This is a genomic window from Halosimplex yunnanense, from assembly GCF_054504345.1.
This window is the reverse complement of the sequence record NZ_JBTJEL010000032.1, coordinates 176,788-203,761: the sequence shown is the minus strand read 5'-3', so window position 1 is coordinate 203,761 and position 26,974 is coordinate 176,788. Positions and strand designations below refer to the sequence as shown.

Sequence of the window (26,974 nt, the reverse complement as noted above, 5' to 3'; positions counted from 1 at the left end):
CAACTGACGACCGACCACGCTTCAGCAGATGCTCGGACTCCTGCCCAGTCTCGCCGTCGTCGCGGCGTGTGTCGCCCCCGCCGTCGTCGCCTGGCGCCGGACCGACCCGTTCGCCGACGACCACCGCTCCGCCGCACCCGAATCCGACGGGGAGCGCCCGCTGGCCGACGGCGGATCGACCGAGGACAGCGGGTCAGCCGAGAACAACGGATCGCCCGACAGCGACGGCCCCAACGCGACGGACGGTGAGTCCGGGCAGGTCCGCGCGAAGCCGCTCGGTATCAGGCGGTGGCTGACCACCGTCGACCACCGGGACATCGGGATCCTCTATCTCGTCTTCGGGACTGTCGCCGGCCTCTGGGGCGGGATGGACGCGATGATGCTCCGCTCGGAGCTTTTGACCCCAGCGATCACCGTCTGGGACGCCGACACGTACAACGCGCTGTTCACCGCCCACGGGATCACGATGCTGTTTTTCTTCGCGACGCCGGTGTTCGCCGGCATCGCCAACTACGTCATCCCGCTGCTGATCGACGCCGACGACATGGCGTTCCCCCGGATCAACGCCGTCGCCTTCTGGCTGTTGCCACCGTCGCTCGTACTTGCGCGCGCGGGGCTCATCACCGAACTCATCGGCAAGGCCATCGCCGGCGTCGCGGGCCTGCTGCCGTCCTCCGCGATCGACGCGCTGTCGGGCGTCATCCGGTACAGCGAGCCGCTGCTCCTGCTCGAACCGCCTGCCACGGGGTGGACGCTCTACCCGCCGCTGTCGATACAGATCCCCAACCAGCAGGTGAGCCTGCTCCTGCTCGCGCTACACCTCAGCGGCGTCGCCACGACGCTGGGGGCCATCAACTTCATCGCGACCATCGTCTCGGCGCGCGGCGACGACGTGTCGTGGGCGAACCTCGATCTGTTCTCCTGGAGCATCCTCACCCAGTCGGCGCTCGTCCTCTTCGCCTTCCCGGTGCTCGGGAGCGCCGCCGTCATGCTGCTGCTCGACCGCACCGTCGGGACGACCTTCTTCACCGTCGACGGCGGCGGGCCGATCCTCTGGCAACACCTGTTCTGGTTCTTCGGCCACCCCGAAGTGTACATCCTCGTCCTCCCCGCCTTCGGCCTCGTCAGCTACATCCTCCCGAAGTTTGCCGGTCGGAAGCTGTTCGGCTTCCGGTTCGTCGTCTACTCGACGCTGGCCATCGGCGTGCTGAGCTTCGGCGTCTGGGCACACCACATGTTTACGACGGGGATGGACCCGCGCGTCCGGTCGAGTTTCATGGCCGTCTCCATCGCGATCGCGGTCCCGAGCGCGGTGAAGACGTTCAACTGGCTCGCGACGGTCTGGAACGGGCGCGTTCGACTCACGGCCCCGATGCTGTTCTGCCTCGGCGGCCTCGCGCTGTTCGTCGTCGGTGGGATCACCGGCGTCTTCCTCGCCTCCGTCCCCGTGGACATGCTCGTCCACGACACCTACTACGTCGTCGGCCACTTCCACTTCATCATCATGGGGATCATCCCCTTCAGCATGTTCGCGGCCTCCTTCTACTGGTTCCCTCTGATAACGGGCAGGATGTACAACCGGACGCTCGCCCGGATACAGGCCGTCCTCGTGACCGTCGGGTCGGTCCTCGCCTTCATGCCGATGCTCGTCAACGGCATGGACGGGCTCCCCCGCCGCTACGCCGCCTACCCCGACGCCTTCGCGCTCGGCCAGCAGCTCTCGACCGTCGGCGCGTACCTGATCGGGATCGGCGTCGTCCTCTGGCTGTTCAACATGGTCCAGTCCTACCGGGTGGGTCCAGTCGTCACCGACGGCGACGTCTGGAACCTCCGCGAGACCGGCCAGCGGACCCGCGAGTGGGGCATCCTCGCGGACCGGGTCGGACGTGGACGACCGACCGTCGCCAACGGTGGCCCCGACGACACAGACGAACCTGCCGAAACCCCGCCCGACGAGCCCGCAGAATCCCCACGCGACGAAGCGATCGGCGGCTCCAGCGCCGTCCGGCTGGTCGTCGCCGCGCTCGTCGGGGTCGCCGTCCTCGTCGTCGCGGGGCTGCTGGTCTTCCCGTCTCAGTCGTTCGACTCGGCAACGGAGGCGCTGATACTGACGCTCAACCGCAGGCTGTTGCTGGTCGCCGTCCCGCTCGCAGTGCTGATCGAGGTCCTCCTCGTCTACGCCGTCTGGCGCTTCCACGGTACCGATCGGCCGCTCCCGACCCCGGAGAACAAGCGACTCGAGATCGGCTGGACGCTCGCGACTGCTGCCGTGCTCCTGTTCGTCGCCGTCGCCTCCTATCAGGTGTTCGCCTCGCCGTACGTCGCTGCCACGCCCGAACCCGAGCGCGACCGCCCGGCGAACGCCGTCGAGATCCAGATCATCGCCGAGCAGTTCGGGTATCACGTCCGGTACCCCGCGGCGAACGCGTCCGTCCAGGGTGCCGAGGTGATCTACGCGCCGACGGACCGGCCCGTCTACTTCGAGATCACCTCCCGAGACGTGTTGCACTCGGTCCACGTCCCCGGACTGGGACTGAAACAGGACGCGTTCCCGGGCCAGCAGAATCTGATCCGTACCCGACTCCACGATCCCGGCGACTATCGGCTCTACTGCGCGGAGTTCTGCGGGGTCGCCCACTCGAAGATGCGCGCGACCGTCCGCGTCGTCCCGCCGGAGGCGTTCGGCGAGCGGGTCGGCGCCATCGGCGACGGGGACGCGGCGCGCGCACGCAATCCGGGGAACGCAGGCAACACAACCAGCGCGCGCGACGCGCCGACTGGCCGCTCCGATCGCGGACCACCGCCGTCTCGAACCGTTCCGACACGCTAAGGTGCCCCCCGGTCGAATCCGGACGCATGGTCGACGAACACGAGGACGCGGCGCACGGGCACGAGGACCGCCCGGACTACGACCCGACGAACAAGGACCTGCCGTCCGGCGAACCGCCGCTGCGCTCGACGGCTCCCCAGAGCGAGTACACCGGCCGAGACGTCGGCATCGGACTCGCCGTCATGCTCGTCGGCGTCGCCATCGCGTTCGTCCTGCCCATCGTGCTGGTGTAACCGATCGCGGCGCGACGCGCTGATCTTCCGGTCGTTCGCGACGCGAACGGTCTCTGCCTCTATTCTTCCCCAGATGCGTCCCGAGCGGGTGGATGCGCGCCAGCGAACAGCCTGTCCCCAGACTTATTACGGTCTATTGACTGCTTCCGAACATGAGCGACTCCCTCCACCGCTCGTCGCCGTCGGGTCGCCCGACGGTCGCCGAGTACGTCGCGCTCGCCGCCCTGCTGGCAGGGCTGGTCCTCGTCAGGCTCGGTATCACCGTCAGTGCCTCGGCGTTCCGCCCGCGGGGCGGAATTCTCGGGATTCCGCTGGTGGTGATCACCGTATACAGCCTCGTCGTCCTCGCCGGTCTCGGCGCGGTCTACGCCGTTTACGCGGCCGGCCGCGAGGACCGATTGGACGGCTTCGAACTGGTAGAGGCGGGGCTGGCCGCGGCCGCGTTCGTGTTCGTCGCCGTCCACCTCGCGCTCGATCGGTTCGCCTCGGGCGTCTCCGCGGAGCCGGTGATCCTGCCGGGTGGGTACGCGGTCGCGCTGGGGCTCCTCGCGGTCGGATACGCTCGCGTCGCCGACCTCGACCTCCCGACGACCCCGCCGACTCGCGACGGCTGGCTCGCGACCGGTGGTGCCGTCGGCGTCGTCGCCGTGGCCACCGCGGTCGTGACTGCCGGCGCGACGCTCGTCGGGTGGCCCGACAGTCTGGGCGTGGCGTTCCGGTACGGGACGATGCCCGACGTCTCGTCGTTCCTGCTGTCGACTGTCGTCCCTGCGGTGCTCACCGCCGTCGGCACGGCGCTGCTGTTCAACGGCGCCATTCAGACCGCGCTCCGTCGTCACCGTTCGTCGGCTGCCGCGGCGGGTGCGGTGGCGCTACTCGCGTTCGGCGCCGACTGGGTGATCGCCGTCGCTTCCGCCACGTTCTCGCCGATTCTCGCCCCGCTCCCGGGCGCGCTCCGCTGGGTCGGGCTCGTCGTCGCGCTCGTCCTCACCGTCGTGGCCGTGTTGGCCGCTGCGCTCGGATACGGCCGGCTCTGGGACGCGCGAACGCCGCTTCCGGACGACGACCGCGCGCTGTTCGTCGCCGCTGGCGCCGGCGCCACACTCGCCGTCGTCGTCCCGCTGGTCGCGTCGGCGTTCGTCAGCGGGGGTGCGGGCCCGTCGACGCTCAGCTACGCCGTCGCCGTCGCCACCGCCGCGGTCGCCACGGAGCGCACCCGTTCAGTGTGGGCGCCAGCCGTCGTCTACGCTGTTCACGGCGTCGCGATCGAACTGGTCTCCTACTACGTCCTCTCGGGCGGCGCCGGCGAGGGAGCGGTAACCGTCGTTCCGGTACTCGTCTAAGTCAGCCGGCGACCGCGAGAAAAGACCGCTCTCCGCTCACTCCAGTTCTCGTTCGATCACGTCGCGCAGGTCAGCGATTTCGGCGGCGTCGTAGGACAGCGAGCCGTCGTCGAGTGCCACGTCGAGCGTCCCGGAGTCGTCTGCGCTCCCGAGGTCGTAGACGGGCGTCACGCTGTCGAAGGCCTCGCGGACGCTCCGCGGGTCGGTCGTCTCGATCACGACGCGACCGGCCTGCTCGCCGAACAGCAGCGCCTCGGGCGAGCCCTTCGTCGGCGCGTCGAGGTCGACGCTCGCGCCGGCTCCCGCGGTCACCATCTCCGCGAGCGTCACCGCGAGCCCGCCGTGGCTCACGTCGTGAGTGGCGACCGTCGTCTCCTCGTTCGCCACCTCGACCAGCGTGTCGACGAATGCGTCGGGGTTGGCCAGCGACTCCGGGAAGCGGTCGGTGCCGCCGAACTGCGCGAGGTACTCCGACCCGCCGAGACGTGCCTCCGCGTCGCCCTCCAGCGCACGGGCGCCGACGAGCAGCAACTCGCCCTCGCCCTGCAGGGCCGCGGGTGGGGCCTCGTAGCCGTCTTTGACGCCGACGAGCGCGAGCGTCGGCGTCGGGGGGATCGGCCCGGAGACCGAGTCGTTGTACAGCGAGACGTTCCCGCCGACGACGGGCACGTCGAGCGTCTCGCACATCTCGGCGAGGCCGTCGACGATGCCCTTGAACCCGCCGTAGACGTCGGGCTTCTCCGGGTTACCGCCGTTGAGGCAGTCGACCGCGGCGTGGGGCCGTGCGCCCTTCGCGGCGACGTTCGTCGCGTTCTCCAGCGCGACGGCGCGGGCGCCCTCGTAGGGCGCGGCGTCGGTCCAGTTGGGGTCGGCGCCGGAGGAGAAGGCGAGGCCGGCCTCGGCTTCCCGGACGGCCAGGAGGGCCGCGTCGTCGCCCGGAGGCGTCGCGTTGCGGACCTGCACCTCGTGGTCGTACTGGCGGTAGACCCACTCCTTCGAGGCGGTGTTCGGACTCCCGACGACCGTCTCGAACGCCTCCGCGAGGTCGACGCCCTCGGGCAAGTCCCGCTCCTGCTCGACCGGCTCCTCGGCGGGCAGGTCGTTGAAGGGCGCGCCCTCGCCGAGGAACTCGGCGTCGGCGTCGACCACGGTCTCGCCCTCGAAAGTGCAGACGTAGTTACCGTCGGTGACCTCGCCGATGACCGACGAGCCGAGGTCGTAGCGGTCGGCGATCTCGTGGACGCGCTCGACGTCTTCAGGACGGACCTCGTAGCACATCCGCTCCTGGCTCTCGGCGAGGAGGATCTCCAGCGCGTTCATGTTCGGCTCGCGCTGGTGGACGCGCTCGAGTTCGATCTCGGCGCCGAGGCCGCCCTTGGCGACCAGCTCCGACGACGCGCCGCCGAGCCCCGCCGCGCCGAGGTCCCGCGCGGACTGGATCAGGCTCTCGTCGATGAGCTGCTCGTTAGCCTCGATGAGCAGTTTCTCGGTGTAGGGGTCGCCGACCTGCACCGCCGGTCGGTCCTCGGTCTCGGCGTCCTCGGCGAGGTCCTCGCTCGCGAACGACGCGCCGCCCAGCCCGTCGCGACCGGTCGCGTTTCCGACGAGCATCAGCTTGTTCCCCGGTTCCTGGGCCTCGGCGGTGACAAGTCGGTCGGGGTCGTCGATGAGGCCGACGCAGGCGACGTTGACCAGCGGGTTGCCCTCGTAGTCGTCGTGGAAGGCGGTCGAGCCGGTGACCGTCGGGACGCCGATGCAGTTGCCGTAGTGGGAGATACCCTCGACGACGCCCTCGAAGAGATAGCGGGAGTGCTCGCGGTCGAAGTCGCCGAAGTACAGCGAGTCGGCGAGCGCGATGGGGTAGGCGCCCATCGAGAGCGTGTCGCGGACGATGCCTCCGACGCCCGTGGCGGCGCCGTCGAACGGGTCGACGTAGGAGGGGTGGTTGTGGCTCTCGATGCCGAGCGTGACGTACGTCTCATCATCGAGGGAGACGACCGCGGCGTCGTCGCCCGGGCCGACGACGACCTGGTCGCCCTCGCTGTCGAACGCGCCAAGCAGCGGGCGCGAGGAGCGGTACGCGCAGTGCTCGCTCCAGAGGTTCTCGAAGAGCGCGGCCTCGGCCGGCGTCGGCTCCCGCCCCAGTTCCTCGACCACGAGATCGCGGTCGGCGTCGGAGAGACTCATTACCGGTCCGTCGCCCCGCGCCGGCTAAATCGCTTTCCATGCGCGCCCGCAGGGCGGCCCCTGCGGGGACGATACCGGGACGAACGCCGCGAACGACCGGATACTCACCCCTGGTTCGCCCGAACGGAGAGGACGGGTACGGACGCCGAGCGCATCAGGTTCTCGGTGACGCTGCCGAGGATGCGCCGGTCGATGCCGGTCCGGCCGTGGGTCCCGACGGCGACGAGGTCGATGCCGTGGTCGGCGACGTACTCGTTGAGGGCGTCGACCACGTCGCCTTCCTCGATGCCCGTCTCGACGGTGACTCCGACGTCCGCCGCCCGCTCGCGCGCCCCCGCGAGGACCTGTTCGTCCCGTCGCTCGCGCTCCTGTGTGAGCTGCTCGGAACGGACGTCGAATCCCAGCGGCGAGGATTCAAGCACCGACACGACGTGCAGGGCCGCCTCCGTCGCCGCGCAGACGTCGATCCCCTCGTCGATGGCCGCTTCCGACCCGTCGCTGCCATCGGTCCCGACGAGCACACGCTCCGGAGGGTACTCGCTATCGCTCTGGGGCGGCACGACGAGGACCGGCGCGGCGCTGTTGCGGACGACGCGCTCGGTGACGCTCCCGAGGACGATCCGCTCGATGTCGCGCCCGCCGCGCGTGCCCATGACGACGAGGTCGATCCCGCGGTCGTCGACGTACTCGCAGATGGTCCGCGAGGGGCCGCCCTGTATCACTTCCTCGACCGTCTCGACGCCCGCGTTCCGGGCGCGGGCGCCCGCCCGCTCGACGATATCGCGGCCCTCGCCCTCTAGCACGTCCCGGACCTGCCCTTCGATCCGCGCCAGGCTCGGCTGGTTCGTGTCGGCGACGTAGAGCACGTGAAGCGTCGCGTCGTGGGCGTCGGCAACGGCGACCGCGACTTCCAGCGCAGCGTCGGCCGCGTCGCTGCCGTCGGTCGGGAAGAGGATCTCCTCGTACATGGCCGAACGTCCGCGGGCCAACCCCAAAAGCGCTGGCCGACGAGCCGACCCATCGCGGCCGCACACGAACCAATTCGGCCGCTGACCGGCCCCCGCCGGCGGTTTCGAACCCGTTCGGGCGTACGTATACCACAAAGACCCCCAATAGCGCGGGTGGTTTTCACTCCGTGGGAATCCCCTCGCCACCCTATAAGGTGTCACTGCCTACTCCGAAGTGAGTATGACCGACAACATCGGTGCGCCCGGAACGGACATGTCGCGTCGCGAGTTCGCCAAAGCGGCCGCCGGTACGACCGGCCTGTTCGCGCTCGCCGGCTGTTCCACGCAGAGCGCCCAGAGCCCCGGCGACGTGACCGTCTCCGAAGTCGAATCTACCGGTTCTCCCGCCGCGCAGACCGCGAACCCCGCCGACCTCCCCACGACCTCCCCGCCGGAAGTCGTCAACGTCGACGAGCAGGGCGGGAAGGTCACCCTCTCCAGCGTCCCCGCCTACCACGAGGTCCACCCCGGCGAGACCATGGGCGGCCCCGTCGACCTGCCGGCCGTCTGGGGGTTCAAGGCCGACGACGGCGACCCCAGCGTCCCCGGTCCGATCCTGCGGACGACCGAGGGCGAGGACATGGAGGTGACCTTCGACAACACCGACGGCAAGCGGCCCCACACCGTCCACTTCCACGGCGTCCGCAAGACCTGGGAGAACGACGGCGTCCCGACGACGACGGGCATCACCATCCCGCCGGGCGAGAAACACACCTACGACATCCCAGCCAACGTCCCCGGCACGCACCTCTATCACTGCCACTACCAGACCCACCGGCACATCGACATGGGGATGTACGGCATCTTCCGCGTCGACCCGAAGGGGTACGAGCCCGCCGACCAGGAGCTGTTCATGACGCTCAAGGACTGGGACTCCGATCTCAACAAGCAGATGGCCGGGATGGACGTCGACTACAGCCCGCGCCAGCGCAACCCCGACGTGTTCACCATCAACGGCAAGTCCGCCCCCCGCACGCTCCACCCCGAGGACGGCTCCCCGGTCATCGTCGAGCAGGGCGACACCGTCCGCATCCACTTCGCCAACAACGGGTACATGATGCACCCGATGCACACCCACAACCACCGCTTCGAGGTCGTCGAGAAGGACGGTTCGCCCATCCCCGAGGCGGCCCGGTACGAGGAGGACGTGCTCAACATCGCGCCCGCCGAGCGCAAAACCGTCGAGTTCCAGGCCGACGCCGACCCCGGCATCTACCTCATGCACTGCCACAAGGTCGCCCACGCCATGAACGGCAACTCCTACCCCGGCGGAATGGTCGGCGCCATCGTCTACAAGGAGGCCATGGACACCGACATCTTCAGCCAGCTGATGGACTACGCCGGCTACGAGGGCTGAATCAGCAGCACGACGCTCCCCGACCTCGACCCCGACCTCGACTCCGGGCCTGATTCACGCGGTCCTCACTTTTTCGCTCGACATCGGCCCGCTTTTTGAATCACTCGCAGACGCTCCGAGCCTCACTCGACCACGTAGGACTGCATTTCACCGCGCGACTGGACGTCGACGAACCGGTAGCGTCTGCCGTCGGACAGGTCGCCGGCGTAGTCTGCATCCTCGACCCCATCGACCTCGTAGACTTCGTTCGCCTCGCGCAGGTCGTGCTCGTGGAGCGTCCACCGGAGGTCCTCCGACAGCGAGCCCGCTTCGGGTATCTCCACGACGAACAGTCGGTCGGTGAAACTCTTCGCCGTCCACGCGTCGCGGACGCCCTCGCGCTCGGGGAGTCGATCGGCCAGCGCGGACAGCTCGGCGGCTCTCTCGCCCATACGAACGACAACGAATCCCCGCCCGAAGCCGGCTCCGCCGAACCCGTTCGCCCGGCGTGGAAACGCCGAACTCACGAAAACAAGCCGTTACTGCCCGCCGCTGACTCCGCTGTCGCCTCCGCCTGACTCCCCGCCGTGGGACGCGCTGTCGCCGTACGAGTCCTCGACGCTCCGGAACACGGAGACGGCAAGTTCCTCGCGGCTCTCGGCGTCGCGCTCGCCGTAGCGGACTTCCTCGAACAGCCGCGTGAGTTCCGTCACGTCGGCTTCGCTCAGCCCGGCGGCGATTGCGGCCTCGGCGAACTCGCCGGGGGTCGCGCTGTCGGGGTTGTCAACGTCGAGCAGACTCGTCATCTCCCACCACGCGCGGTAGACTTCGTTGTCCACGTCGGCGTTGCGCGCTTCGAGACGGTCTGCGGCGTGACCGGCGGCGATCGCGAGGTCACGGGGGTCGACCGGGTCGCCCTCGTCCGCGGTGGTCTCCCGGGACACGTCGGTGACCGTCTCGCCTCCGGAGGCCCGGAGCAGGACCGCAGCGGTCCCGACGAGCACGACGCCGAACACGCCCAGTACCGCCTCTGGCGGGACGTTTACGGCGTGGATCAGCGGCTCGGTGAGCCCCCCGTCGCCGCCGGTTCCCGGCAGGACCGGGCCGGGGCCGACGCCCGGTCCGCCGTAGGTCGGGCAGTCGGTCGACAGGAAGTACGTGAGAAATGCCGGCGGTGCGAGCGCGTACAGGCCGAAGAAGGTCGCGCCCAGCGAGTACCGACGCTTGATCGCTACCAGCGCGGCCGCGAACGCGCCGAAGTAGAGGACGCCGCCGTACCACGCCGACAGCGGTTGGACGCACCAGCCCGCTTCGATCGGGTCGCGCGGTGGCCTGGGGTCGCCCGGCATCACCGGCCCCTTGCCGGGGTCGCTCGGCGTGCTCGGCGCCACGTTCCCGCCGCCGTCCGTCCCCGGCGACTCCTCGGTCCCCGGCTGAACGGCCGGCGCACCGGGATCGACCGCCGACGCGATGGTCGCCGCCCCCACGGCGACCGCGGCCATCGCCACCAACCCGACGACCACCACTCGGAGGGACGGTCGCGACAGATAGTCGTCCATGCGCGTGTGAATGTCTATCTATCGTATAGCTTTTTCGTACGTTTACTGTGGTTGATAGTACGTTTCGCGGTCGTCTAGCCCGATCAGTCTCCTCGTTCGACGCTCAGCCTGAGCGCCCAGTAGTCGCCGTACATGTAGCTCATGTCGTAAGTCTTCCCCCGGTAGCGGACGTACTCGGCGTCACCGAGTTCCCCGGGGAGCGAGTCCCATTTGCCCGCCGGGACGGTGTGCGACCCATTCTCGACGGCCCAGCGCACCTCGTCGCGGACATCGGTCGACAGGCTCGAGACGCGGACGGCCGTCGCGTTCACGTCTTTTCCAACCGGTTCGCTGTCGATGCCGTAGGAGACGTAGAGTTTGCCGTCCATCGAGAGGTCGATGGCGTACTGAGTCCCGTTCTTCCGGACGTACTCGTAGTCGTGGAACGGTTTCGCCGCGTCCACGGTGTGCTCGCCGTCGACGTACTGGGTATCCGGGACGAACGAGACAGTGCCGTCGAGGGTGTCGTCGAAGGCCGCCCGGGACTCGGGGGGCAGGTCGGCGTAGTCGACGGTCTCACCGTGGTTCGGCTCACCGGGTGTCGGCGAGTCGGGCAGCGGGGTCTCGCCCGGGGGAACTGTCCCGGTGTCGGTCGGCGTCGGTGTCGCCGTCGCCGTATCGGCCGTCGGCTCGCCGGCCGGTCCGGGTGCCGCGAGACAGCCCCCGAGCGCTGCGAGCACGACCAGGAGAGATAGCGGCCGATAGAGTTCCATAAACGCAACCGAACGTGACACGGTAAATGTCTTCTTCAGTGCCAAACCGGTATTTGAGTGTTCTGCCGCCCACTCACTCCGGCGACATTCCCTTCTCGGCAAGTTCCTCGATAGCCGCGTCGGACTTCTCCAGATCCGACAGCCCCATCCCCTCCAGCACGTGGTCGGCCTTCGTAAACTGGATATCCTCGTAGGCGACGACCTGGATCCGGTTGCCCCACGGATCGACGAAGTCGAGGCCGCGTGTGTCGAACACCTCGGCGTCTGCCTCGGACAGGCGGCGCTCGACCAGGTCCGGGTCGTCGACGACCAGTCCGAAGTGTCGGTGCGCGTCGGTCGACTCGCCCGCGTCGTCGGCCTCCGAGAGCGCGAGGAACTGGTCGCCCATGTCGAGGAAGACGGCGGTATCGGTTTCGCCGCGAACCGCGCAGTCGAAGATCGACGCGTAGAACTCCCGTGCTTCACTGGCGTCGCCGACGTCGAGGGCGACGTGGTTGATTCCGACCATCCGAGCGCGGTCGCTGTCTTCGGTCATGGGGAGGGTTTGGGGTGCGAGCGCAATCAACACGGGGGGCGAGTGGTCGCGTTCGATTTGATATACGTCGCCGACAGAAAGTATTCAAAGAGATCACAGTAGATCAGAACTATGCGGGACCGCACGCTGAGACTCTGCTGTGTCGTCGGGACACTCGTCCTCGCGGCTGGCTGTCTCGGGACGCACGCCTCGAATCGCCCGTCCGCAGATCACGCTCTCTCCATCGAGAACTACGGGAACGAAAGCGCGACGTTCGACGTTACTGTCGTGCGGAACGCAACTGGCGAGGTCGTTCACAACCGGAGTTACACGGTCGAACCCGGTGAACGTCGGGAGGTCTACAACACGAACGAATCAGACCCAGACGGCGTCGAAACCTTCGATTTCCGGTGGGAAGCGAGAAACGAGAGCGGAACGATAGACATCGAGACCAACAGCTGTTACGGAACCGTCCTTCTGAGCATCGACCGAGACGGCTCGGCCTCGGGAACCTATACGATCTGCTAACTCGGTCCTGCCCGTCGATCGGTCGTTTCTGGTCGGAAACCGTGCGAAAACGGGAGAGTACCGTGACCGCGGGAATCGCTGGGCGTTGAACGCCCTCGGCGCGCTCGCTAGCTGACGCAACGACCGCAGCGGACAGCAGGCGATGAAAGCCCTCGACGCGCTCGCGGTCGCTGAGCGGGATATCCTCGCGGCCTGCGGCCGCTTCGGATAGTGGCCCGCTCAGACGACTACATAAACGCGAGCCCGCCTCGCCCTTTCAGTCCACCAGGAACCGCGTCCGCCCCGCCCCGCACAGCACCGCAGACGGCCACACGCCTCCCCAGCCGATTCGCTCGCCGTTGGCTCGCTCATCCGCTGTCAGAGCAAGCTCTGACAAGCCTTCGGTCGCAGGCTCCCGAAGACCTCGCTCGACAGCGCGCCACCGAATTTGATCATCGAGTTTACGACCCGAACCGACACACCCAGACCGAGATAGAGAAGGTGTCGTCAGTCACCGCTCTCGGCTGGCGTCGTCGAGTCGCCGTCGCGTTCCTCGCCGCCGTCGGTCGCGAGCGCGGTCTCCTGCTGGCGCTCGAACCATGCCCACTCGCGGCCGTGCTGGTTCGTCTCCTTGAGGTCCCACGGGTCGCCGTCCTCGACGCGGGGGCCTTCGAGCCACGACTGGACGAGGTTCCAGACGAAGATGATCTGGCCGACAGCGAGCGTGAGGGCGCCGAGGGTCGCCGACCGGTGCAGGAGCGTGAACAGCAGCTCCGGCCCAACGGAGAGGTCGTAGGTCGCGTAGCGGCGGGGCATGCCCGCGTAGCCGAGCAGGATCATCGGGAAGAACGTGAGGTTGGTTCCGACCATCGTGAGCCAGAAGTGCCACTTCCCGAGCGTGCGCTGGTACATCCGCCCCGTGTAGATTGGGAACCAGTAGTAGATGCCGGCGAAGACCGCGAAGGCGATGGCGCCCATGATGACGTAGTGGAAGTGTGCGACGACGTGGTAGGTGTCGTGCAGGAGCAGGTCGACGGGGATCGACGCCTCGAAGACGCCGGTCATCCCGCCGATGATGAAGTTCGCGATGAACCCGACGCAGAAGAGGAACGGGGTGGTCAGGCGCAACCGACCGTTCCACATCGTCGCCATCCAGTTGAACGTCTTCACCGCGCTCGGGATGGCGATGGAGATGGTGACCGCCATGAACCCGGCTCGCAGGCGCGGGTCCATCCCGGTCGCGAACATGTGGTGAGCCCAGACGCCGAAGCTCAGCACCCCGAGCGCCAGCGTCGAGTAAACGACGAACTTGAACCCGAACAGCTTCCGACCGGTGAACTTCGGGAGGATGTAGCTGACCAGTCCCATCGGCGGGAGGACGAGGATGTACACTTCGGGGTGACCGAAGAACCAGAACAGGTGCTGCCACAGCAGCGGGCCGCCGCCTTCGCCGACCACGTAGAACGATGTCCCGAGGTTGCGGTCGAGCAGGAGCATGACGATCGCGCTGCCGAGCAGCGGGAACGCGAAGAGGATCTGTCCCGACTGGGTGAGCACGGTCCACGAGAAGATGTCGAGGTTCGCCCAGGTCACGTCGTCGTCGCGTTCCGTGAAGATGGTCGCGATGAAGTTGATCGCGCCCATCGTCGCGGAGACCCCGGTGAGGTGCAGGCCGAGCAGCATGAGGTCGACCGCGGGATTCGCCTGTTCGATGGACAGCGGCGTGTACATCGTCCACGCGGTCTGGGCGGGTGCCAGACTCGGCAGGAAGAATCCGCTCCAGATGAGGACGGCGCCGGGCGGGAGCAGCCAGAAGGCGATGGCGTTGATCCGGGGGAACGCCATGTCGTCGGCGCCGATCAGCAGCGGGATGAAGTAGTTCGAGAACGCCGCGAGGACGGGCGTCCCGAACAGGAACAGCATCGTGATCCCGTGGCTGGTCATCAGGCCGTTGTAGAGGCTGTTACCGACGATGTTCGAGGTCGGCGTGACCAGTTCGAGGCGCATCAGCAAGACGGCGATCCCACCCCACGCGAACGAGAGGACGGCGAAGGTGCCGTAGAGGATGCCGATGTCCTTGTGGTCGACGGTGGTCAGCCAGCGGACGATACCACTCGGTTTGTGTCCGTGGCCCGCGCCCGTCCCGTGGCCGCCGGCCCCGCCGCCGTCGCCGACGGTCGGCGTGTACGACCGCCAGTCTTCGACCCTGGCGACCCAGACGAACACGCCGAGGAGAAAGAGCGCAGTCAGTCCGGACAACGTGAGCGTCGCGATGTCGGCCATGTGGCGAGTGGTTCGGCCCCCCACCCCGTGGATTTTCGCCGGAACGTGTTCGCCCCCTTTATCAGTGCCTCCTTCCGAAGCGTTGCAGCTGTCTCGAAAGGATCCGTCATCACCGCACGCGAGCGTCACTGTCGAGCGCGCTGGACGAAGACGCCGAGGACGAGGTACGCGTACGCGAGAGCCCCGAGCAACGCCAGCGCGCGCCCGCCGCGAACCGCGATCGGTATCTGCGCGACCGCACCGATCACTTCCACGAGCAGGCCCCCGGACAGCCCGGCCAGTGCGGTCAACGCGAGGTCGTCGCCCGCGCCGGGGAATCGCCCGACTGTCGGCGGGTAGAACTGGAAGGTGACGCCGACCATCGTCAGCCCGAGGAAGCCGAGCAGATTCAGTCGGTAGTGCGCCGCGACGAGGGCGGGATCGATAGGGCCGAACGCGAAGGACAGTCCGAGTCCGACGGCGAGTACGCCGAATCCAGCCCCGACGAGCGGGCCGTAGAACCCTACCCGCTCCCGATCGCTCGACCGGTAGAGGTACGCGTACGCGGCGGCGAAGCCGACGACCGCGACGGCTTCGGCGACGGCTCCCGTCCGGAAGATCGAGCCTGCCGGCAGACCCGCGGCCAGTAAGGCAGGACCGAGCGCACCCGCGGGCAGGACGACCCACGGCACCCAGTCGGGCAGCCCGGCGACCAGGAACCGTGGGAGGAGGCGGAACCCGACGGCGAATACCAGAAGCGCGGCGGCGCCGGCGGCGAGCAGGTGCGTCGCTCGCGGCGGATAGCCGTCGAGAAGCGGCGAGACGACCGTCGTGGTCGCGAGCGTCTCCCACGACCCGACTGCGAGGTACGCGAGCACGACCGGGACGAACAGGTTCGCGGCGCGGTCGATCCGCCGCCGGTCAGCGTTGTGCTCGCCGGTGCCCGTCTCGGCCCCCGTGAGGTTGTCCCGGAGCGTCCAGACGAGCGCCCCGAGGAAGACGGCGACGCCCAGCGCCCATGACCACGCGCCGAACGCACCGACGACCTCCGGCATGCCGTCGACCGGCTCGGCGGCGAGTCCCGCGGTCCCGACGACCGCCAGCGGGAGGTGGACTGCGGGCACGTGCGGCCACGCCAGCTCCCGGTCGAAGTAGGAGGGGACCAGCGAGTAGGCCTTCCCGAAGACGACGTGGAAGACGAACCCGAAGAGACCGAGCGTCACCGTCGCTCGGCGGGTGATGCCCGCGACCGCGGCCGCCTGCCAGACGACCAGCCAGCAGACACCCGCAGCGACGAGCGACCGCGACCACCGCGACAGCGTCGCCGACATTTCGCGTATCTGCGGCCGCGTGTCCCCTCAATCTGGCGCCGAACGCGAGCCCGTGGTTGGCCGCTGCCGGACGTTACGAACATGTTCGCACGAATCGACAGGGCTGCAGGCGGTCTATATTCGGACGTATGCCAGCGACGACGCTCGACATCCGCGACGTGCCGCGGCCGGAGCGCCACCCGACGATCCACGAGGCTTTCGCCGACCTCGACAGTGGCGAGACGCTGCGGATCGTCAACGACCACGAGCCCAAACCGCTGTTCTACGAGTTCCAGGCCGAGGTCGAGGACTTCGACGCCGCCAACTACGCCGTCGAGCGACGGGACGCCGACGAGTTCGTCGCCGACCTCCCCAAAGTATGACCGAGCACGTTCACCTGCCCGACATGGACGGCGACGGCCGCGGCGTCCTCTTCGAGGGCGAGCCGAAGACGGTCCGTCTCGCGCTGGACGCCGGCGACCGCGTTCCGCCCCACCAGCACCCGGACCGCGACATCGTCTGCCACGTCCTCGAGGGCGAACTGACGATGACACTCGGCGACGACACCGTCGAGCTGGTCGCGGGCGATGTCGCCCGGTTCTCCGGCGATCAGGACATCTCCCCGGAGGCCCGCGAGGACAGCGTCGCCCTGCTCGTCCTCGCCGAGCGCTGACGGGCGAAGGGGCGTTTTCGTGGCGATAGAGTTTTGCACCACCAGCGCTGGTGGTCGTGCGGTTAGGGGGCCGGGGGAGTTAGTGGGAACCCTATCAGCCCCGTATCGGTCCTGAAGACGGCGTACTCGTCGAATACACCACTGACCCGTGGTGGGAACGGCTCTCCTGTGTTGAGCTGCCTGCGCCAGTGCAGTTGGCCAGTCTCGGCGTCGAACGCTCGTACCGACGGTTCCTCATCTGCCTCTTGCGTGAGGAGAAACACGGTCTCATCGGCGAGGAACGGTCCGCAGATCTCGTACTCGGACCCGAGCGGGTGGGTCCAACGCTGGGTTCCGTCCACAAGATCGTAGCTGGCGAGCGCGGTCCCGGAATGGTAGAAGAGTGAGTCGGTCCCGAGACACAGGCCCTCGTAGCCCGTGTCACCCTCGTTCGTCGCGACGGTCCATTGCTTTTCACCGGTCGCAGCAGTAAGCGCCGTCAGGTTCGCCCGATCGTCGGCGATGTAGAGGTCCGCAGCCGCTGTAGCACTCGATGGCGAACGCCGGACGAACCGCGCTTCGCTTCCCAGTGACTGCTCCCAGCGGTGCGTCCCGTCCTGAAGGTCGTAGCCGTGTACTGTCCCGGCCAGAAATAGACAGACCGTGTCGTCTATCACACGCAACCGGGCGCCGTACTCGTCTCCGGGGACCTGTTCCCACTGCACCTCGCCAGTCGCAGTATCGAGGGCGGTGAGCCCGTCGACGACCGAGTAGACCAGACAGCGGCCGTCTGTGACCGTCGACCCCATATCCATCCCCGTCCTCGTCCGCCACCGTTCGTCGCCCGTCGCGGCATCGAAGGCGAACACCGGCGCTTCGCCCGGGTCGTCGTAGCTCTGGCTGGCGAACACGGTGTCTTCGGTCACCCCGATCAGCGTTTCGGGGACTTCACCGAGGGTCGTCGTCCACCGCTGCTGGCCGGATACCGTATCGTACGCCCCGAGTTCGCCGGTTCCGGTCGACGCACGTGCCGTGTAGTAGACCGTCGATCCAGCGACACTGAGATCGTGCGGTTCCTCGACGGCGTACGATCCGGCATCGGCGTCGGTCGCCCATCTGCTCTCCCCGCCTGGCGAGAGGCAAGCCAGGCTCGTCTCCTTCGCGACGTACAACTCGTCGTCGGTCGCAGTGAGGGCGAACCGGTCCGGGAGTTCGTATTTCCACAATCCGGGACCGGTTACGGATGTTGACTCGTCGGATGGTCGGTCAGTCGGTGAATCAGACGGCGGATCGTCCGGTTGCCGTCCAGACGCCGTCTCGGTAGGTGAATTCTCCGAGTCGTGACCGGGCGCCGTTTCAGTAGACAGACAGCCCCCACCGACAGTGGCAGCGAACGCAGCCAGAAAGTGACGCCGGTCCATCGGTGTCTCGGACCTTGTTGTAAACTGGTAAATATTTTCTGACTGCCACAGTCACGCTTCAATTACCCGCCGAAGTAATACGTCACGGCAGTCGGGCTACTATTCGCGGCTTGCTACCTGTGGTTCTCGTGGCCTGAATTCTGAGTCTACTCGGGGTGCAGATCTAACAGAACGCTCACCCGAACAACTCCAGTGCCGTCTCGGCGGCCGCGTGGCCGCTTCTGTCCCCATCTCCGCCCTCTTCCGCCGCGGCGGCCTGCAGTCCCTCCGCCGGCACCGCGATCAGCCGTGCGACGAGCCGGTCGGCGAGTGCCGCGACGGCCTCCCGGTCCTCCGCCGAGAGGTCGCCGTGCGCGTCGAGTTTCGCCAGCGCCGTTTCGACCTCCCGGTCGCGGATCGCCGTCGCACGGTCACGAATGTGGGCTGCGGCGGCGTCGGGGTCGACGGGTTCGGAATCGGCCGATTCGGCGGCTTCCGGGTCGCTCATCGACGGTTCCCCGGCCGCCGAGTCGCTCGTCGGCGCGCCGGTCATGCGCGCCAGATGGTCGTGACCGTGACGTCGTCGCGCTCGACGGTGGCGTACTCGTAGCCGCGGTCGTCGAGCTTCGGGTAGAGGTGCTGGGGGGCGCGGTCGTTCAGCTGGACGAGCACGGTCTCGTCGTCGAGGTCGGGCAGCAGTTCGAGCGTGTTCGCGAGCGGCTTAGGCGGCCCGAGGCTCCGCACGTCGAGCGTCTCCCGCGGCGCGTCGACCGGCGCGCCGGTCTCCTCGACGACGGCATCGACGTTCAGTCCCGTGGACATACGAGAGAATAGCACGCCGACGATCCACAGCCTTCTGCCGAACATCTTCGCCCAGCAGTCCGATCGCCGGACCGGCAATCGCTGGCCCCCACCGACGGCCATCCCCTCCGAACCGGCGGTCAGCCGTCGGTCCGGCGCAGCGTCACCAGTTCGCCCTCGTACTCCTCGATGAACGAACCGGGGCCGCCGACGCTCACCTCGCCGTCCTCCGTCTCGAGGTAGAGGCTGGTCTCCAGCGTGTAGTCGTTGGTGGCCGGTTCGACGAACGCCTGCCGGACCTGGCTGACTCGGCCGGCGACCTCCTCGCCGGCGTCGGTCGTCACGACCGCCTCGAGTTCGGTCCCGTCGCGCTGGTGGAGCACCGCTTCGAGGACGGAGTGGCGGAACCACTCGAACGTCCGCGGCAGCGAATCGGGCTCGCAGACGTGCAGTTCGGTCGCTGCCGGCCAGTACGCCCCGAGGTAGAGCCCGACGATCGATCCGGCGAGGTTGTCCTGCTTGACCGTGACGGCGCCCTCGTCGACGTGCGTCCCGGAGATGACGCCGGAGTGGCCGATCATCGCCGCCCGGTCGTCGGCCGCGTACATGAACGGCAGGCTCTCGGACCACGCCCGGACGATGGTCGCGGTGTCCTCCAGTCGCCGCTCGTCGCCGTCCAGATCCTCGATCCCGCCGATGAGCAGGAAGACGAGCACGTCCCGGTCGACCGCGGCGCGCAGTTCAGACTCGATGTCCTCGAAGGCGTGTTCGGGGACGGCGACGAGCACCTCGTGGTCGGCCTCGGAGATGCCCTCCCGGAGCCGTTTCACGGCGGTCTCTCGGGACTTGATGATCTGGATCTCCGGCGCCTGCGGCTGGGTCTCGTTGAACCGCTCCTCCAGCGAGGGCGCGATCGACTCCAGCCGACCGGACAGCGAGTCGATGGCTTCCTGGGGCGGGCGCGCCCGGATCGTCGTCGGCGACGCGTGGTCGTTCACCCGGACCAGGTTCCGGTCTTCCAGCCGCTCGGCGATGTTGTACACCGCCCGCTGGGTCACGTCCGCCTCCTCAGAGACCGTCCGTACCGTCGTCTCGCCCTGTGCGAGGACCGCCAGGTACGTGTCGATCTCCGTGTCCGAGAAGCCGAACACGCTCAGTTCGTCCCGCAGTGTCTGGTCGTCGTGCTGTTCCGTCATCGTCTCCCGTTGGTATCTGGATTCACGTCTAGTGACACCTATTGCTGTTTCGGTCCGATGCGATCGCTCGTGGTCGCTCGCGCGGGCCGCTCGGCGGGAGCTGTCGCTCGATTCACCACACGTCCTCGAAGGGGTCCCAGTCGTAGCGGATGAACGCCGCCGAGGTGAGGAAGATTATCGCGAGCATCACGAAGCTCGCCACCGAGACGACGAACGTCGGCGACCCCACCTCGATGAAGGGGATCGAGAGGATCAGAAACCCGATCAGTACGGCGCTCGCGGTGAAAAAGGCGCGCCAGACGTTCGTCACGAGGTCGTCCTCCGTGCGTGTGTATCGTCGGCGGTGTACTTCATGGTCCCGACCTCGGCGCCCACTCGAGCGGACGGTGAGTCGTGGCAAGCGAACGCGGGACCGAGGGGGGACCATGCATAGAAACTGGTGACTCAGTTCCCGAACGTCGGCATCTCCGCCTCGTCGACTCCCTCGAGCGTGGGGCTGTCCCAGTACTCGTGGTCGGGGTCCGCCCGGTGACACGCGACGGCGCGCGCCCCGGCGTTCGTCTCGTCCTCGCCCAGGTCCGGCGCCTCGCTGGTACAGACCTCGCGGGCCTCCGGACAGCGGGTGTGGAACCGACAGCCGGACGGTGGGTTCACCGGGTCCGGGATGTCGATCGACCGGACGGGCGGGTCGCGCATCTCCTGGGAACTCGGGTCGAGGTCGGCGGTCGCCCACCGCAGCACCTTCGTGTAGGGGTGTTTCGGGTCGTTGAGCACCTCGTCGGGCGGGCCGATCTCGACCATCTCGCCGAGGTACATGATCCCGATGCGGCCGTCTGCCTTCTCCGCGAGGTACCGCGCGTTGGACAGCGTGTGCGAGATGAAGACGAAGGAGGTGTCGAACTGCTCCTGCAGTTCGAGCAGCAGGTCCATCGTCTCGACGCGCAGGCTCACGTCCAGCGCGGAGACCGCCTCGTCGGCGAGGATCACGTCCGGGTTCATCAGCAGGGCGCGCACGAGCGCGATCCGCTGTTGCTCGCCGCCCGACAGCTGGTGGGGGAAGCGGTTGGCGTAGTCCTCCGGCGGCTGCATGCCGACCCGGTCGAGGAGCGCGTAGATGCGCGCCCGGCGGTCCTCGGTGGACAGCTCCGGGTTCCAGCGCTTCAGCGGCGCCTCCAGCGAGGTGACCACCTTCTGGTTGGGGTTCAGCGACGCCCCGGGGTCCTGGTGGATGATCTGCAACGCCCGCCGGATGTCGCCGTACTCGATGTCGGGGCTCCCGACATCGTCCTTGGCGTCCCAGACGTCCTGACCGCGGTACTCGACGCTGCCCTCGGTCGGCCGCTGGACGCCGATGATTGCCTTCCCGAGGGTAGTCTTCCCACAGCCGGACTCGCCGACGAGCGCGAGCACGTCGTTCTCCGGGATGTCGATCGAGACGTCGTCGACCGCCCGGACGGAGTCGGGATCGTCCAGCAGTCCCTCGATGAGTCCCTGCTCCTCCTCGAAGTGGACCGACACGTCGTCGAGCGAGACGACGGTCTCCTCGTCGGGCGCGGTGAGGGCCGTCCCCTCGGCGCCCGTCGCGTCGCGGTCGAACCCGTACTCGTTGCGCTCGCCGGATTCGAACCCGGACTCGTCGGTCTCGGCCGCGCTCGCGGTCTGCTCGACCTCCGCGGTGACTTCCTCGACGTCGAACGGCACGGCCTCGTCGGCCCGCTCGTGGTGGAAACACGCCGAGCGCTGGTCGGGGCCGGCGTCGTACCAGTCGGGTTTCTCCTCGTGGCACCGCTCGTCGGCGAGCGGGCACCGCGGCGCGTAGTGACAGCCCGTCGGAACGTGCGCCGGGTTCGGCGCCGTCCCCTCGATGGGAGTCATCGTCGAGAGCGGCGCGCTCAGGTTGGGCACCGCCTTCAACAGCGCCCGCGTGTAGGGGTGCTCCGAGTCGCGGACGATCTGCTCGCTCGGTCCGACCTCCGCCAGTTCGAAGGCGTAGAGGATGGCCAGCCGGTCGGCCAGCCCCGCGACCAGCGGCAGGTCGTGCGTGATGAACAGGATCGACAGCTCGTATTTCTCCTTGATGTCGTCGAGCAGGCTCAGGATCGACCGCTGCATCAGCAGGTCGAGCGCGGCGGTCGGCTCGTCCATCAGGAGCACGTCCGGTTCGAGGACGAGCGAGAGGGCGATCAGCGCCCGCTGGCTCATCCCGCCGGAGAGTTCGTGCGCGTAGGAGTCGAGCACGCGGTCGGGGTCGAGATAGAGGTCCGCGAGCAGGTCGCGAGCCCGTTCCATCCCCTCCTCGACGTCGTAGTCGTGGGCGTCGAGGGTCTCCTCGAAGTGCCCGCGGATGGTCATCGTGGGGTTGAACGACGACAGCGCCCCCTGGAAGACCATCGAGATCTCCTCCCAGCGGAAATCGCGCAGTTCGTCGCCCTCCAGGTCGAGCACTTCGACCGGTTCGGCGTCCTTCTCGGGGTAGTACCGGACGCTTCCGGTGGTGATCCCGGGCTCCTCGACGGCGTCCATCATCGCGTTGGCGAGCATGGACTTGCCCGAGCCCGACTCCCCGACGCAGCCGAGGATCTCCTCGCGGCGGAGATCGAGGCTCACGTCGTCGAGGACCATCGCGTCCCGGGCCTGCAGGTCGTAGGTGACGCTGACGTTGCGGACCTCGACGATGGGGTCGTGGGTGGCCGTCGCGGTCTCGCCGCGGTCGCGGCTCCCGTCGCCGATACTCGTGGTGTCGTCTCGTGTGCTCGCCATGTCAGATACCTCCCGTGGCCGCACTGGTGGCGCCGCCGGCGCCGCCGGTGCCGCCCTCGTCGTCTTCGTCGTCGCCGCCTTCGACGGTCTTCGCGTGGCGGGCGCGGACCCGCGGGTTGAACACGCGGTCGGCCCCCTGCGCGAGCAGGGTGAGCCCGAGCGCGAGGAAGATGACCGTCAGCATCGGCACGAGCAGCCAGTGGAACGCGGCCGGCGAGGACGTCGCCCCCGCGCGGTTGACGGCCGCGTTCATCATGACGCCCCAGTTGTTGCTGTTGTAGGGCAGGACGCCGAGGAAGTACAGCCCGACGGCCCCGAAGATGACCGCGCGGGCCTGCCGGACGAAGTTCATCGTGATGTACGGCATCAGGTTCGGGACGATGTCGCTCCCGATGATCTTCGGCGTCCCGATGCCCATGATGCGCGAGGCCTCGACGTACTCGGCGTCGCGCAGCGTCAGCACCTGCGACCGGATCGCGCGTGCGAGCCCCGCCCAGGCGTTGATCGTGATGAGGACGCCGATGACCGCCGGGTTGCCCTCGATCTGCAGCACCGCCGCCAGCACGATCGTCAGCGGCAGCCCGGGGATGGTCATCATGATGTCCGTCAGCGTCATCATGACGCTGTCCGTGCGGCCGCCCTTGTACCCGGCGAGCGTGCCGGTGACGGTCCCGAGAACGACCGTGAACACCGCGCCGGCGGTGATCATGATCAGCATATCGGGCGTCGCGTAGACGACCTGCGAGAGGATGTCCACGCCGGAGGCGGTCGTGCCGAGGGGGTGTGCCAGCGACCGGAACGCGCCTATCAGGCGCTCGCCCTGGTTCGGCGACGGCTCCGGGACCAGCCGCGGGCCGACGATGCCCATGAACAGGTAGAAGGCAACGACGACGACGCCGAAGCGCGCCCGCCAGTCGTCCCAGACGATCCGGGCGGGCGCCAGTAGCTTCTCGTCGACCCACTGTCGCCGCCGCTCGTGGGCCGTCAGCGACACTTCGGCCATCTGCTCGAACTCCGAGACGCGGCCGCCGTCCGCGGCGACCCGCCCCGACCGCCCGTGGCCGGTGACGGCGCGCGACGCGCGACCGTCGTCGTCAGTCTCGACCAGCGACTCCGCGTCGAGGGCGTCGTCGTTGCCCGCGACGGCGTCGAAGGTCGGATCGCCGCCGTCGTCGGGACCGCCGTCCGAGTCGTCAGTAGGACTCACGGGAAGCACCTCCCCTGGCGCGCGGGTCGAGCCAGCCGTAGGTCAGGTCGGCGATGGTGATGCCGATGACCATCGCGACCGTGATCAGGATGAACCCGCCCATCATCAGCGGGTAGTCCCGCGCCTCGATGGCCCGGACGAGGTAGAACCCGATGCCCGGGTACGCGAAGATGTTCTCGATGATGACCGCGCCGCCGAAGACGGTCCCGATGGCGATCATCAGGCCGGTGTACATCGGCAGGATGGCGTTGCGGGCGACGTACCGCAGGGCGATCCGTCGCGTCGAGAGCCCGCGCAGGCGGGCGACCCGGAGGTAGTCCTCGCCGAGGACGCGGATGGAGTTGCCCCGCATCGACAGCGCCCAGCCGCCGAAGCCGACGACCGACATCGAGACGATGGGCAGTATCCCGTGATAGAGCACGCTCCCGAGGAACGCGGGATTGGTGAGCGCTGGATCCAGCGCCGAGTCGTACCGCCCGCCGGTCGGGAACAGCTGGTAGCGGTACCCGAGGTAGGTGACGAACAGCAGCGCGACCACGTAGCTCGGCGTCGAGTTGAGCACGAGCCCGAGGCCGGTGCTCCCGACGTCGAACTTCGAGCCTTCCTTGTAGGCCATGACCGCGCCCAGCGACACGCCGACGGTGAACGCGATGAACAGCGCCGAGGCTGTCAGGAAGACCGTCCACGGGATCGCGGGCCCGATGATGCTCGACACGGGGTCGCCGTACCAGACCGACTGGCCGAAATCGCCCTGGACGAGGCCGACCATGTAGTCGACGTACTGGACGTACACCGGTTCGTCCGGGTTGATACCCGACTGGGCCTCGATGCGTCTGTTTATCGCCGCCTGGGAGAGGTCGCTGCCGCCCTGCTCGATGATCTGGGCGCGCAGGTAGTCCATCGGGCCGCCCGGCAGGAGCCTGATGAGGCCGAAGCTGAACGAGATCACCGCGAAGACCGTGAAGACCGATTGCCCGAGGCGTTTGACGATGTATTTCATGGGTTGATTTGTGTACGGTGGCTGCGCTTACCGCCACCGGCGCGCGGCGGGCTCCCCCGCCGGATCGGTAGTGGTCATTCCTCCGGCGTCGCCAGATCGGAGATGTACTCGTCCGGGGCGATCGTCTCGGAGTCGCGCAGCTGGTCGTGCAGGATCGGTGCCTCGTACTCCGTGGGGACGTTCCAGTAGTCCGTCGCGTCGCCGCTCCGGTAGATCCAGTCGAAGTGGAAGTACGGGTGGGTGTGGTCGTAGGAGGCCCAGCCCTGCAGTGCGAGTTTGAAGTCGCCCTCGATGTAGTCGCCGCCCCAGTAGGTCGCCGAGTCCTGCATGATGGGCTCGGACTCGATGCCGAAGTCCTGGAGATGGGAGACGATGGTCTCGACGGCCGACACCCAGTCCGAGAAACCGGCGGGACCCTTGATCGGCAGCGACAGGGGCTCGCCGTCCTTCTGCCAGGTGCCGTCGCTCTTCTCGTAGCCGGCCTCGCGGAGCAGTTCCGCGGCCCGCTCGGTGCGCTTCTCGGCGCGGCCGTAGGTGTCGAACTCCTCGGCGACGCCGTCGAGCCAGTGGCCCTCGATCTGGTCGTTGAACTCCCCGGTCAGGCCGCTCGGGTAGGTGACGGCGACCTTCGATCCGGTTCCGGCCGCGGAGTTCTTCGCGGCGTCCTCGCGGTTGATGACGTTGGCGATGGCCTTCCGGACGCGCACGTCGTCGACCGGCGCCTTGTCGTGGTTGAAGACGACGCCCATGCCCCAGTGGCGGGAGATCAGCGCGGTCTGCATGTACTCAGGGAGCCGCCGCGTCTGGTTCTCGGGCATGAACAGCGTCGCCGACCCGTCGGTCTCGCCGTTGATGAGCGAGCTCCAGCGCCCGGAGTTCTCCGGCTTGTAGAGGTACTCCGCCTCGGAGAAGTTGATGTTGCCCGCGTCGGGGTGGTCCTCGTACTTCGTGACCAGCGTCCGCTGGCTGTCGGCGTCCTCCCACTGGAAAGGGCCGTTCCCGATCGGCTCGGAGTCGGTGAAGTCGGTCAGCTCGCCCAGCACCGAGGAGCGGTCCTCCTCGGAGCCGGCCTCGTCGAGCCTGTCGACGTAGTCGCCGTAGACTTTGTCGTAGGCACGCAGGCGCGTCGGCGCCAGCAGCGACAGGAGGATGTCCTCGTTGACCGCCTGCCCCAGCGTGATCTCGACGGTCTTGTCGCCGGTCGCCTGCACGCGCTCGGGGACGGCGTTCATGTCGCCGTCCGGGACGACGTACGGGCCGATCCCGCCGCCGCCGGCGCTGTTGTACAGATCGAGCTTGATGTGGTTGGCCACGTCGGTCCCGGTGACCGGCTCGCCGTCGTGCCAGGTCTGGCCGTCGCGGACCGAGAGCGTGACCGTCTTCCCGTCGACCGTCCAGTCGCTGATGACGTAGGGGTGGTACTCGCGGGTGGCGACGTTGTACCGCATGAACCGGTCGAAGATCATCCGGCGCGCCTCCCCGTCGTTCGTCCCGTTCCAGACGTTGTACTGCGAGTCCCGGGGGACGGCCCACTGGGCGAGGGTGAGCCGCTCGTCGTCGGCGCCCTCCTTCAGCGTCCAGTCGCCGGTCCGCGGGAGCCAGCTCGTCGGCCAGTACACCTGCATCTTCTCGCTGTCGGCCGACGGCACGTTCCAGTCGTCGGTCGCCTGGAACGACTGGGCCAGCTTCTCCATGATCGGCAGGACCGGCAGCGCCTGGTTCGTCACGTACGCCAGTTCCTGGATCGTCGCCTTGGAAGTGCTCTCGAAGCCCGCCGGCGTGTCGGTCGAGGCGGGCGTGTCGTCGCCGCCGTCACCGCCGTCACTGCCGCCGCCGTCGCCGCCGTCGCCGCTGTCGCCGTCACTCGGCGTGTCCGTTTCCACTGCCGACTGTCCACCACAGCCCGCAAGTCCCGCCGAGACGCCCGCCGCACCCAGCGCCTGTACCACTCGGCGCCGCGTGAGCGGCGTCCCGTTCGTATCGTGTTGCTGGTTATCAGACATCGCTCGAGTAGGATCATGAAGGACCATGCAATAAAAATTTTGGTTGAACGAGTTCTTCAAAATCCTCGTAGGAATTAAGTGGGTCGTTCCTCTCGGTACGAACCGAGCGGAATCA

Annotated in this window: 24 protein-coding genes; 7 read left to right on the top strand and 17 right to left on the bottom strand. The window is 68.0% G+C overall.

Annotation, left to right across the window (positions count from 1 at the left end; all coding sequences use genetic code 11):
- Positions 1 to 28 precede the first annotated feature (28 nt).
- The 3 genes from coxB (at position 29) to AB2U09_RS07920 (ending at position 4,406) form a co-directional block, all read left to right on the top strand.
- Entirely contained in the window at positions 29 to 2,830 is a 2,802-nt protein-coding gene (gene coxB, locus AB2U09_RS07930) for a cytochrome c oxidase subunit II (protein WP_459192167.1), read from the top strand.
- Between the two features lie 26 nt (positions 2,831 to 2,856).
- The gene (locus AB2U09_RS07925; protein WP_459192166.1) at positions 2,857 to 3,063 is read left to right on the top strand and encodes a DUF7550 family protein; all 207 of its coding nucleotides are present in this window, start codon (positions 2,857 to 2,859) and stop codon (positions 3,061 to 3,063) included.
- Between the two features lie 152 nt (positions 3,064 to 3,215).
- A complete protein-coding gene (locus AB2U09_RS07920) occupies positions 3,216 to 4,406 on the top strand; it encodes a hypothetical protein (RefSeq protein ID WP_459192165.1) in 1,191 nt (396 codons plus the stop codon).
- 36 nt (positions 4,407 to 4,442) lie between these two features.
- On the opposite strand, the gene purL is transcribed toward AB2U09_RS07920, so the two are convergent.
- Positions 4,443 to 6,593, bottom strand: a complete 2,151-nt coding sequence (gene purL / locus AB2U09_RS07915; RefSeq protein WP_459192164.1) for a phosphoribosylformylglycinamidine synthase subunit PurL — start codon at positions 6,591 to 6,593, stop codon at positions 4,443 to 4,445.
- Positions 6,594 to 6,697: 104 nt separating this feature from the next.
- A complete protein-coding gene (locus AB2U09_RS07910; protein WP_459192163.1) occupies positions 6,698 to 7,561 on the bottom strand; it encodes a universal stress protein in 864 nt (287 codons plus the stop codon).
- Positions 7,562 to 7,781: 220 nt separating this feature from the next.
- Between AB2U09_RS07910 and AB2U09_RS07905 the strand changes: the two genes are divergently transcribed.
- On the top strand, positions 7,782 to 8,957 hold the full coding sequence (locus tag AB2U09_RS07905; protein ID WP_459192162.1) for a multicopper oxidase domain-containing protein: 1,176 nt from the start codon (positions 7,782 to 7,784) through the stop codon (positions 8,955 to 8,957).
- Positions 8,958 to 9,079: 122 nt separating this feature from the next.
- On the opposite strand, the gene AB2U09_RS07900 is transcribed toward AB2U09_RS07905, so the two are convergent.
- The 4 genes from AB2U09_RS07900 to AB2U09_RS07885 all read right to left on the bottom strand — a co-directional run bounded on the left by AB2U09_RS07900 (position 9,080) and on the right by AB2U09_RS07885 (position 11,782).
- Positions 9,080 to 9,388 carry a hypothetical protein gene (locus tag AB2U09_RS07900; RefSeq protein WP_459192161.1) on the bottom strand — a complete coding sequence of 103 codons (309 nt, stop codon included), beginning with the start codon at positions 9,386 to 9,388 and terminating at the stop codon, positions 9,080 to 9,082.
- An 87-nt stretch (positions 9,389 to 9,475) separates the two neighbouring features.
- Positions 9,476 to 10,495, bottom strand: a complete 1,020-nt coding sequence (locus AB2U09_RS07895) for a DUF4129 domain-containing protein (RefSeq protein WP_459192160.1) — start codon at positions 10,493 to 10,495, stop codon at positions 9,476 to 9,478.
- An 83-nt stretch (positions 10,496 to 10,578) separates the two neighbouring features.
- On the bottom strand, positions 10,579 to 11,247 hold the full coding sequence (locus AB2U09_RS07890) for a DUF7979 domain-containing protein (protein WP_459192159.1): 669 nt from the start codon (positions 11,245 to 11,247) through the stop codon (positions 10,579 to 10,581).
- Between the two features lie 73 nt (positions 11,248 to 11,320).
- Entirely contained in the window at positions 11,321 to 11,782 is a 462-nt protein-coding gene (locus AB2U09_RS07885; RefSeq protein WP_459192158.1) for a VOC family protein, read from the bottom strand.
- Between the two features lie 111 nt (positions 11,783 to 11,893).
- Between AB2U09_RS07885 and AB2U09_RS07880 the strand changes: the two genes are divergently transcribed.
- Positions 11,894 to 12,289: a hypothetical protein gene (locus AB2U09_RS07880; RefSeq protein ID WP_459192157.1), complete on the top strand. Its 396-nt coding sequence runs from the start codon at positions 11,894 to 11,896 to the stop codon at positions 12,287 to 12,289.
- Positions 12,290 to 12,775: 486 nt separating this feature from the next.
- Here AB2U09_RS07880 and AB2U09_RS07875 read toward each other — a convergent pair whose 3' ends face one another.
- Together AB2U09_RS07875 and AB2U09_RS07870 are read right to left on the bottom strand one after the other, a co-directional pair.
- A complete protein-coding gene (locus tag AB2U09_RS07875; RefSeq protein WP_459192156.1) occupies positions 12,776 to 14,551 on the bottom strand; it encodes a cbb3-type cytochrome c oxidase subunit I in 1,776 nt (591 codons plus the stop codon).
- 125 nt (positions 14,552 to 14,676) lie between these two features.
- Complete coding sequence (locus tag AB2U09_RS07870) at positions 14,677 to 15,861, bottom strand: hypothetical protein (protein WP_459192155.1); 1,185 nt, start codon at positions 15,859 to 15,861, stop codon at positions 14,677 to 14,679.
- A 128-nt stretch (positions 15,862 to 15,989) separates the two neighbouring features.
- On the opposite strand from AB2U09_RS07870, the gene AB2U09_RS07865 reads away from it, so the two are divergent.
- Positions 15,990 to 16,223: a DUF2249 domain-containing protein gene (locus tag AB2U09_RS07865; RefSeq protein WP_459192154.1), complete on the top strand. Its 234-nt coding sequence runs from the start codon at positions 15,990 to 15,992 to the stop codon at positions 16,221 to 16,223.
- Positions 16,220 to 16,513, top strand: a complete 294-nt coding sequence (locus tag AB2U09_RS07860) for a cupin domain-containing protein (RefSeq protein ID WP_459192153.1) — start codon at positions 16,220 to 16,222, stop codon at positions 16,511 to 16,513. The genes AB2U09_RS07865 and AB2U09_RS07860 overlap by 4 nt, the downstream gene beginning before the upstream one ends.
- Positions 16,514 to 16,575: 62 nt before the next feature.
- Here AB2U09_RS07860 and AB2U09_RS07855 read toward each other — a convergent pair whose 3' ends face one another.
- The 9 genes from AB2U09_RS07855 to AB2U09_RS07815 all read right to left on the bottom strand — a co-directional run bounded on the left by AB2U09_RS07855 (position 16,576) and on the right by AB2U09_RS07815 (position 26,859).
- A complete protein-coding gene (locus AB2U09_RS07855; protein WP_459192152.1) occupies positions 16,576 to 17,718 on the bottom strand; it encodes a PQQ-like beta-propeller repeat protein in 1,143 nt (380 codons plus the stop codon).
- A 370-nt stretch (positions 17,719 to 18,088) separates the two neighbouring features.
- Positions 18,089 to 18,400, bottom strand: a complete 312-nt coding sequence (locus tag AB2U09_RS07850; RefSeq protein ID WP_459192151.1) for a glutamyl-tRNA reductase — start codon at positions 18,398 to 18,400, stop codon at positions 18,089 to 18,091.
- A gap of 41 nt (positions 18,401 to 18,441) precedes the next feature.
- Complete coding sequence (locus tag AB2U09_RS07845; RefSeq protein ID WP_459192150.1) at positions 18,442 to 18,714, bottom strand: DUF2249 domain-containing protein; 273 nt, start codon at positions 18,712 to 18,714, stop codon at positions 18,442 to 18,444.
- Between the two features lie 119 nt (positions 18,715 to 18,833).
- Complete coding sequence (locus AB2U09_RS07840; protein WP_459192149.1) at positions 18,834 to 19,889, bottom strand: TrmB family transcriptional regulator; 1,056 nt, start codon at positions 19,887 to 19,889, stop codon at positions 18,834 to 18,836.
- Between the two features lie 112 nt (positions 19,890 to 20,001).
- The gene (locus AB2U09_RS07835; protein ID WP_459192148.1) at positions 20,002 to 20,199 is read right to left on the bottom strand and encodes a hypothetical protein; all 198 of its coding nucleotides are present in this window, start codon (positions 20,197 to 20,199) and stop codon (positions 20,002 to 20,004) included.
- A gap of 134 nt (positions 20,200 to 20,333) precedes the next feature.
- Positions 20,334 to 22,649 (bottom strand): ABC transporter ATP-binding protein, encoded by a 2,316-nt coding sequence (locus tag AB2U09_RS07830; RefSeq protein WP_459192147.1) that lies wholly within the window; start codon positions 22,647 to 22,649, stop codon positions 20,334 to 20,336.
- A gap of 1 nt (position 22,650) precedes the next feature.
- The gene (locus AB2U09_RS07825) at positions 22,651 to 23,856 is read right to left on the bottom strand and encodes an ABC transporter permease (RefSeq protein WP_459192146.1); all 1,206 of its coding nucleotides are present in this window, start codon (positions 23,854 to 23,856) and stop codon (positions 22,651 to 22,653) included.
- Positions 23,843 to 24,856 carry an ABC transporter permease gene (locus AB2U09_RS07820; protein ID WP_459192145.1) on the bottom strand — a complete coding sequence of 338 codons (1,014 nt, stop codon included), beginning with the start codon at positions 24,854 to 24,856 and terminating at the stop codon, positions 23,843 to 23,845. Before AB2U09_RS07820 ends, AB2U09_RS07825 begins: the two co-directional genes overlap by 14 nt.
- A gap of 74 nt (positions 24,857 to 24,930) precedes the next feature.
- Complete coding sequence (locus AB2U09_RS07815; RefSeq protein ID WP_459192144.1) at positions 24,931 to 26,859, bottom strand: ABC transporter substrate-binding protein; 1,929 nt, start codon at positions 26,857 to 26,859, stop codon at positions 24,931 to 24,933.
- Positions 26,860 to 26,974: the final 115 nt, after the last annotated feature.